The organism is Candidatus Hydrogenedentota bacterium, assembly GCA_018005585.1.
GTDB lineage: Bacteria > Hydrogenedentota > Hydrogenedentia > Hydrogenedentales > JAGMZX01 > JAGMZX01.
In genome coordinates this window covers 1-5,515 of sequence record JAGMZX010000238.1, presented here as the reverse complement: position 1 = coordinate 5,515, position 5,515 = coordinate 1, and the positions used below count along the sequence as shown (strand labels likewise).

At 62.4% G+C, this 5,515-nt stretch carries 5 protein-coding genes; 1 reads left to right on the top strand and 4 read right to left on the bottom strand.

Annotation, left to right across the window (positions count from 1 at the left end; genetic code table 11):
- Positions 1 to 39: 39 nt before the first annotated feature.
- The 3 genes from KA184_22915 to KA184_22905 all read right to left on the bottom strand — a co-directional run bounded on the left by KA184_22915 (position 40) and on the right by KA184_22905 (position 3,971).
- On the bottom strand, positions 40 to 399 hold the full coding sequence (locus tag KA184_22915) for a response regulator (GenBank protein ID MBP8132441.1): 360 nt from the start codon (positions 397 to 399) through the stop codon (positions 40 to 42).
- 549 nt (positions 400 to 948) lie between these two features.
- Complete coding sequence (locus KA184_22910; GenBank protein MBP8132440.1) at positions 949 to 2,148, bottom strand: tetratricopeptide repeat protein; 1,200 nt, start codon at positions 2,146 to 2,148, stop codon at positions 949 to 951.
- Between the two features lie 404 nt (positions 2,149 to 2,552).
- Complete coding sequence (locus tag KA184_22905; GenBank protein MBP8132439.1) at positions 2,553 to 3,971, bottom strand: Hsp70 family protein; 1,419 nt, start codon at positions 3,969 to 3,971, stop codon at positions 2,553 to 2,555.
- Between the two features lie 226 nt (positions 3,972 to 4,197).
- On the opposite strand from KA184_22905, the gene KA184_22900 reads away from it, so the two are divergent.
- Positions 4,198 to 4,467, top strand: a complete 270-nt coding sequence (locus tag KA184_22900; protein ID MBP8132438.1) for a helix-turn-helix transcriptional regulator — start codon at positions 4,198 to 4,200, stop codon at positions 4,465 to 4,467.
- 82 nt (positions 4,468 to 4,549) lie between these two features.
- Here KA184_22900 and KA184_22895 read toward each other — a convergent pair.
- Positions 4,550 to 5,515: bile acid:sodium symporter family protein (locus KA184_22895; GenBank protein MBP8132437.1), on the bottom strand; the 966-nt coding region annotated here is incomplete at its 5' end.

The window sequence follows — 5,515 nt, the reverse complement described above, 5'->3', positions numbered from 1 at the left end:
GGAAGGGTGCGGGAGGAAACAACCGGGTTCGGTTCGTGGCTAGGCGCAAGCCTCCAGCATCCCGCGGACTTCGCGTTCGAGGTCTTGCAGACGCAAGGGTTTAGTGATGACCTTGACTACTCCGGCCTCCATCAAGTCCTCGCCTGTTTGCGGGAAACCGGTAACGATCAGGATGGGCGTCTCAGGCGCGATTCCGCGAATGACGGGAATCGCGTCCCGCCCCGACAGCCTTGGCATCTCCAGGTCCATGGTCACGAGGTCATACCTGCGTTCCTTGCACATGTCCACGGCCACCTGCCCGTCCGCGGCGGTCTCGACGAAATATCCGCGCAGGGTGAACCATTGCGCGATCGCACCGCGTATGCTCGGTTCATCATCCACTACAAGAATGCTGTACATCTTACTAGTCCTGTCGTGCGGCACGCGGCTGACCTTTCCGGCGCCCAGACCAACTCTCCCTTCCAAATGATTATACTGGAGCGTTACGCGCAGGGTGTGGAACGGAGGATGGGCGGGAATGCGCACCGCCCTCCTTCCGGGAGGGTATGTGACGCTGCGGAGGTCTCCGGTTCATCGCGCCAAGGGGACTGTTCAATAGATTCGCCAACATATTGCCGTGTTTCCTGTGCGGCGGCTTGCTGCCCGGCGACCTTCTTATCGCGGGGCAAGCAGCGCGAGCAAGAACGCACAAGCACCCGCCTTCGCAAGAGCAACGGCAGACAAGAGTTTGCGCACACACAAGACGGTATTGCTCAATTGTGTGTTTAGACCGAGGCAGTGCGTCGGGAAGTTTCAATCCGGCGCAAACCCATCCGCCGGCTTCACGGCAGCGACCGCGGGCCATGGTCCGCCGGAACAACGAAGAGGAATACGAGGCCCACGCTCGCGCCGTCGTTGCGCCCGCTGCTACGCGGGCGAGAAGCGGCATTCGTGAACCGGGCCGGTGAATCAATGACCGCCTGCGCTGCTCTTCCGCTCGGGTCTGTCGCGTTTCCGGTCGAGTTTCCCGCCGGCTTCCGCGATAGCACGCAAGAGATGCTCCCCTTCCGCGCAACGCTCGGCAAGTTGCGGCAGCTGGTCCGGCGCCATCAGCGCCGCCCGGCCGAGATTCCGCAGGGCGTCGCGATACGCGGCCCGCGCCGCCTCTGCCGTCTTTTCCGCATGCAGACATCCCGTCTCCACTTCCTGAATGTTCTGCTTCAGCCGCCCGCGCTCCTTGCGCCAAGCATGCTCCTCCGTCTGCAACGCAAGGGCGTGTTCGGCACGTGCGGCCAGCGCCTCTTCGAGTTCGCGTTCCGCCTTGGCAAGCGATTGCGCCGCCCCGGCACGGGCCTCCTCGAATCGGGCAACGGGACTGTCCTTACGGTCGGCGATTCCCGTGCCCGCCTGAAGCGCCGCCCGGATGCCCTCGTGCGCGGCGGTGATTTCCGCCTGGATGGCGACGTTCTTAGCTTGCGCCGCCTGTACGGCGGCCTCGAAAGGCGCCAGAGTCTCCTTGAACTGCGCCAGCCGCTCGCGATGACCTGCCTTCTTCTTGTGATACTTCTCGCGGGCCTGCCGCAGCAGTTTGCCCCGTTCCTCGAGGTCGCGCTCCGCCTTTTCCAGTGCCGCGCGCGCCTGACGCAGGGCAATCGTCTGCGGCCATGCGGCGGTGGCGCGCAAGACCTCGGCCTTCAACGCGAGGCTGAGGCAGAGGTCGTCGAGTTGCGCGCGCAGCGCCTCTTTGTGCGCCAGGAGGCGGCGGACCGATTGCGCCTGCACGGCCTCCGCTTCGTTCCGCGTTTCCGGAGCAGCCGGTTGCTTGCCCCCGCGCATCTCCCGCAATCCAGAGACCGGCCTCGGCGTAACCACGGGCGAAGCGGCAACCAAGGCGGGAGCGCCCGCGTCCGCGGCGATGCGGTCGCGTATCCTCCGCAGCATAACGTCCGCGGGGCCGTATCCGCGCCGATAAGCCTCGCGCAATGAAAGCCGACTCTGGTCCAGATTGCCGAGCTTGTAGAAACAGTATCCCATGCCGTACCAGGTTCTTGCATGGGAATCATCCTCCGCCAGCACCGCCCGGTATATCTCCGCCGCTTCGGTATAGCGCTGTTCCGCGACAAGTTGTTCAGCGCGCTTCCGCTCCGCGTGCAATTGGCTTCGTGTCATGCGCGGTCCTCGTTCCACCGCCGGCCGGCCGCAACCCGGCCTCCTATAAGAACATACCGCGCTTCCGGCGAAACGTCAATAGCAGGCGTATTCTGGCCGCGGTTCGCGACCTGGGCAATAATCTGGGGAACCCAGGGTTTGAAGAATTGCGCGCGGTCCGAATATGATGGAACGCAGCGTGGGCGGTGTTTGCGTCCGCTCACACACGAACCGGTGCAGAAGGAAACTGGGCCCATGAAATATGACGCGAACGATGTGTTCGATTTCATGTTGGGGATCATCAGCGTCTTCAACGGCATCATCCTCATTGTCAACAACATCATCGCGCTGGTCGAAAATCTGTTCGACGACACGGACGCCTGAACGCGGCGCGTTCCTGTGCCGCGCCTGCCCTGTCCGCGATACTAGCAGTATTGCGCGACGGTGGCGAGGCCTGTGGCTACGCTCGTAAAGGTGTCGCGCGGCAGCAAGCGTTCGGAGCCGAATCTTTCCGCAAGCATATGCCGTATTGCGGGAATAAGGCTTGTGCCGCCTGTAGTCAAGATAAGGTCGATGTCTTGCGGACGCAACTGGGCGGCCGCTTCGGCTTCCTCGATGCTCTGCATCATGCGTTCGAGGTTGTATTCAATGATATGGGTGAATTCCTCGCGTTCCAGGCGTTCGTGAATGGTCACTTCGTCCAATTGCAGCCGGATTTCCGCATGCTCTTCCCAGGAGAGGCGCTTCTTCGCCGATTCCACTTCGCGCGCGACCGGATACCCGTAGTTGCGCTGGATCAGGAGCCGTAACGCGCGTATCGCCTCGGGCGCCGTACAATCCGCCTCCATGGCGAGAAACCAATGGATCATCTCTTCCGTGTTGAGCTTGTACAGGTTCTGCCAGTCGAGGATTTCGTTGTAGATATATTGCGGAATGCGCAGCTTGGACGGCCCATACCGCGCGCGGCTGCCGAAGATGGGAAACAACTTCGACTTGATGATCTCGCGGTCAATGGCGTCGCCCGCTACCGGGACGCCGGAGACGCCGAGTATGCGGCTCTCGGCGAGCCGTTCCGCCGCGCCGTGCGCCCCGCCGAACTCCATGACGCACACGTCGCACGTGCCGCCGCCGATATCCACGACCATAAGCCGCTGCCGCTGTTCAACGGTCAGCGCGTATTCCACACAGGCGCCGACCGGCTCATAGAAGAACACAACGTCCTTGAACCCGGCAAGACGCGCCGCCGTTTCGAGCCTGCGTTGCGCGATGTCGTTCTCCTCGTCGTGCGTGGAAAAGCGCACCGGGCGCCCGAATACGGCGCTCTCGATGGGATGGCCCGCGGTGTGGTCGACTGTCTCCTTAATGCGCCGCAGGATGCTTGCCACCAGTTCTTCAATCTGGTACTGGGTGCCGAAGACCTCCGTGCCCCGGAACGCGGCGTGGCGCAACTGCGTCTTCAATGACTGGAACAGGCGGCCCGGAGAATTGACCTCGACCGTAGCATGCGCGCGGACCCCTTCCCGAATGTCCGTCGGCGCCGCAGGCGGCCGGTAGGTTTCGCTCTTATCCGGTTCCCCGCCGACATAGGCTTCGATAGCCACGCCCAGGTCAACCTGCTTCAATTGCACTTCGCGGTCCACGTTGCGGTCTATGAACGCGTCCGCCGCGGCCCGGCCGACAATATGCTTACCACCATTCGTGATATACAGGAGCGACGGAAGCGACGCCGGGTTGTCGTTCACGGGGTCCAGGTCAAGCACGCGCACCAAGCCGTCGCGCGCCAGCGCCACGCTTGAGTTGGTCGTGCCGAAGTCTATGCCGCAATAGTACTTAGCCCTGCTCACGATGCTTGGTTCCGAACCCTCATGGACCCCCGGCCTCCTCAATTAGACCCCTGCACCACAGGCTACATAACACGTGCCGCACGGCAGAAATTCGCAGTATAGCAGCCTCGCCCCGCTGGTGCAACCGTTGGCTGTCGCCCTCTTCGCCGGGTATTCTCTTTACGAACCATCGAAAACCGGAAGTAATCGCTTGACAAAAGGCTCGGTTTTCTCTAAAATGGGGCGTATGAAATCGGAATATGAGCTCAAAAACCGCGTGAAGGAACTGCGCGCACGCCTCAACATGCGTCAAGCCGACCTGGCCACGGAAGTCGAGGTGACACGACAGACCATTCTCGCGATTGAGAAAGGACGGCTCAATCCTTCCGTGGCGCTCAGTCTGCGCATTGCGCGTGTCTTGCGCGAGCCGGTGGATTATGTGTTCTACCTTGACCATCGCGCGGCATTGAGCAGCGATGCCGTCACGGGTGCACGGACCGCCTACGATTTCCGCTAGGTGCGTGCGCGCCCCGCGCCATAGAACCGGACTGTTGCCGAAGGGCCGTTCCCATCATCAGCTTGTTCCCCTCGCGGCGCCGTCATCTGGGGGATTTGGCGCTGCCGCCGGTGCGCTGCCAATAACTGGTCAATAGACTCGCCGTGACGATGCACAGAAACACGAAGAAGACCGCGGGCAGCGTCGCTTTCTCGTCGAAGTGTTCCTGAGCGAGCACGACGCCAAGTCCGGCGTTCTGCATGCCGACCTCGATGGCCAGAGTACGGCGGCGCTCCACGGGCATGCGGAAGAGCACGCCCGCGCCATAGCCGGCCGCCATGCCGAAAAGATTAAGCAGCAAGTCGGCAAAGAAGAGGGCGACAATTATCAGAGGAATCACGATGCCCGCCTGCAACACCGCCTGGCCCTTTACGTCCGACAGCGTGGCCGTGATAGAGGGCAACGCACCGCGGTTGCTCGCAATGACGACGCCGCAGATGAAAACAATGAACGTGGCGGAGATGGCGGGGAAGACCTCGATGACGGCGTCCATCCGCGCGCCCGCGGCGTAGCGCAGCGCAAAGCCCGCCAGCAGCGGCGCCACGACGGTCAGGGCAAGGTCGAGAAACATGTCAAGGAAGGGCACGTCCATAGCCGCGCCCGCGAGCAGGTACGTCAATCCCGGCGTCATGAGGGGGCAGACCAGGGTCGAAGCCGTAGTCAACGACACCGAATAGGCGGCATCCGCCTTGGCGAGATAGCTCATGACATTGCTGGTCATGGCGCCGGGGGCCGCGCCCGTCAAGATCAGGCCCACCGCGTATTCCGGGGGCAGGCGGAAAAGCCTGCTGACGACAAACGCCCCGAACGGCATGAGCGTATATTGGGCGCAGCAGCCCACTACGACCAGCCACGGCTTTTGCGCGAAAACGCGGAAGTCGCCCGGCTTCAGCACGACGCCTATCCCGAACATGGTCAGGGCGAAGAACCATTTCATTCCCTTGCCGAGGAATTGGACGGGCTCGGGCCAGCAATATGCGAAGATGCCGAACAGGACAACCCAAAGGGC

What these genes read in the sequence shown, in the direction of transcription:
- KA184_22900 (MBP8132438.1), top strand. Translation starts at nt 4,198, where the DNA reads ATGAAATCGGAATATGAGCTCAAAAACCGCGTGAAGGAACTGCGCGCA.
- KA184_22910 (MBP8132440.1), bottom strand. Translation starts at nt 2,148, where the DNA reads ATGACACGAAGCCAATTGCACGCGGAGCGGAAGCGCGCTGAACAACTT.
- KA184_22915 (MBP8132441.1), bottom strand. Translation starts at nt 399, where the DNA reads ATGTACAGCATTCTTGTAGTGGATGATGAACCGAGCATACGCGGTGCG.